The organism is Streptomyces sp. KR55 (assembly GCF_052245645.1).
Classification (GTDB): Bacteria; Actinomycetota; Actinomycetes; order Streptomycetales; family Streptomycetaceae; genus Streptomyces; species Streptomyces flavusporus.
In genome coordinates this window covers 1-2298 of the sequence record NZ_JBQQCE010000810.1, presented here as the reverse complement: position 1 = coordinate 2298, position 2298 = coordinate 1, and the positions used below count along the sequence as shown (strand labels likewise).

Annotated in this window: 2 protein-coding genes and 1 pseudogene; 1 reads left to right on the top strand and 2 read right to left on the bottom strand. The window is 71.8% G+C overall.

The window, feature by feature from the left end; genetic code table 11:
* Positions 1-219: pseudogene (locus ACTWQJ_RS50385) on the top strand (oxidoreductase); the annotation flags it as partial.
* A gap of 169 nt (positions 220-388) precedes the next feature.
* On the opposite strand, the gene ACTWQJ_RS50380 reads toward ACTWQJ_RS50385, so the two are convergent.
* Together ACTWQJ_RS50380 and ACTWQJ_RS50375 are read right to left on the bottom strand one after the other, a co-directional pair.
* Positions 389-1762 carry an MFS transporter gene (locus ACTWQJ_RS50380; RefSeq protein ID WP_443313042.1) on the bottom strand — a complete coding sequence of 458 codons (1374 nt, stop codon included), beginning with the start codon at positions 1760-1762 and terminating at the stop codon, positions 389-391.
* A gap of 202 nt (positions 1763-1964) precedes the next feature.
* The coding region (locus ACTWQJ_RS50375) for a VWA-like domain-containing protein (protein ID WP_443313041.1) at positions 1965-2298 on the bottom strand (334 nt) is incomplete at its 5' end.

Below are 2298 nucleotides of genomic sequence, written 5' to 3'. Positions count from 1 at the left end.
TCGCTGGGCCGCAAGGAGGGCCTGATCCAGTACGTCACCGCCGACGACCGCGCCGTCCGGGTGGCCCTGACCGGCCGCGTCGCCGCCCTCTACAAGGAACTGGTCTGCAAGGGCGCCGCCTGGGGCGTCGCCAATCCGACGATGGGCATCCCGATCCGGCGCCGCCGCGTCGTACGGCAGCCGTCCCGGGCGGGCTCGGCAGCCAGGACACCGGCCTGACCCACCCCACGAAGCGGGCGCCCGCGATACGAGGGCGCCCGCTTCGCTGTCGGGCTCACGACGCGGCGGTGTCGAGGCGCGGGTCGTAGCCCTTGTGCAGGACGACCGAGCCCTTGTGCAGGACGACCGACCAGAGGGAGTAACTCGCCAGGTCCACCGGGGCTGAGCGTCAGGCGTCCGAGCTGCCCGCGCCGGTCGCCGCAGGGGCAACGGCCGCCGTGGCCGGGGCGCTGCTGCCGAGTCGACCGGCGAGCGGGACGAGGGCGATGGCGATCGCGCCCACCAGTCCGGCCAGGGCGAAGGTGGTGAAGCCCCAGCTCTCGTTGCCGCCCGCGGCCAGCGCTCCGATCAGCCAGGGCCCGACGACGGCGCCGGTGCGGCCGACACCGGTGACCCAGCCGAGTCCTGCGGCGCGCTCGCTGTCCCGGTAGACCGTGTCGGTGGCGGCGTACACCATGACCTGTGCGCTGAACAGCCACACACCGGTGACGGCCACCACCGCGTACGTCACGCCCAGCGGGAGATGGGCCTTGAGCAGCAGTGCGCCGGCAGCCGTCAGCACAAACCAGATCGCGGACACGCGCACCGCGCCGAACTTGTCGGCGGTGCGGCCCGCGATGAGCAGGCCGACGATGCCGCCCGCGTTGATCACGAGGAGGAAGCTGACGGAGGAGTTCAGGCCGTAGCCGGAGGCCCGCATCATCTGCGGCAGCCAGGTGCTCACGCCGTACACGAGCAGCAGGCCGCAGAAGGAGGCCACCCACAGCAGGGGGGTCGCCCAGCGCGACTCCGGGCGGAACAGAGCTCGTACGGCGGCCAGGCGGCCCGCCGCGCCGGCGGCCGGTGCTTCGACCGGGGTGGGGCGGGACAAGCCGTAGCGGTCGGCGACGGCGTCGGCCTTGCTCCGCTCACCGCGGGCCAGCAGCACGCCCGGCGACTCCGGCAGCAGGGTCAGCAGCAGCGGCACGGCGATCACTGCCGGCAGTACGCCCGCCCAGAACACCCAGCGCCAGCCGAGGGCCGGAGCCAGCGTCAGGCCGAGCCCGGTCGCCGCCATGCCGCCGAAGTGGTACGAGGTCATCAGCAGTCCGGTGGTCAGGGCAGCGCGGCGCGGTGGTGCGAACTCCATCACCATGGCCAGGGCCAGCGGCATCAGACCGCCGAGACCGAGGCCCGCGACGAAGCGACCGGCCCCGAACAGGCCGACGCCCGGGGCCACGGCACAGAGCGCCGAGCCGACGGAGAACAGCGTCACGCTGGAGACGAGCATCAGCCGCCGGCCCAGCCAGTCGGTGAGGTTTCCGGCCGTGAGAGCGCCGATGAGCATGCCGAAGGTCGTCCAACTGCCGATGGTGCCCGCAGTGGCCGGGGTCAGCCCGAGCCCGGTGTCGTCGAGCATGTGCGGCATGACGGCACCGTAGATGTTGACGTCCATGCCGTCGAAGAACACGGCCAGCCAGCACAGGGCCAGGACAGGGAAGACGGAGCGGAACGTGTGCGGGGGACGGGGTACGGCAGACGTGGAGGGAGAGGAGGAGGTCATCTTCGTCCTTGGAGATTCGACCTTGGGCTGGGGATCGCCCTGGAACTGAAGCCGCTTGTTCGTCTGGTGAAGTAAAATTCACCTCGAGCTGAGCCATGAGTCTCAGCTCGCAGCGGTCTGCTGTCAATGGTGTGTGCTCGGATCTCCTCGGCGATCCCGCCACCGTTCGTGACGGACAAAGATGCCGTGCTACTGCGCTTTCTCAGCTGATGGTGACGACCCGCGCCCAAGACGGCGGGGCGTCCGGGACGTAGTCGGGGTTCTCCTCGTCCACGGCACGGGCGGGACGGGGGAAGAGACCGACGACGGTGCGGCAGGGCGGCTGCGCGGAGGGCCACGGTGTCTGACCGTCCGTCAGGGCGACGATCACGTCCGGGTGGGGCCGGGAGCGGAGCGCCCGGGCGAAACCGGAGCGCAGATCCGTTCCCCCGCCGCCGATCAGTGCGATGTTCTCGGCGCGGCAGAGCGGGACGGCGACCCCGGCCGCCGCGTCGCAGGAGACCACCGACACCAGGTCGCGTCGCCCGCCCACCGCC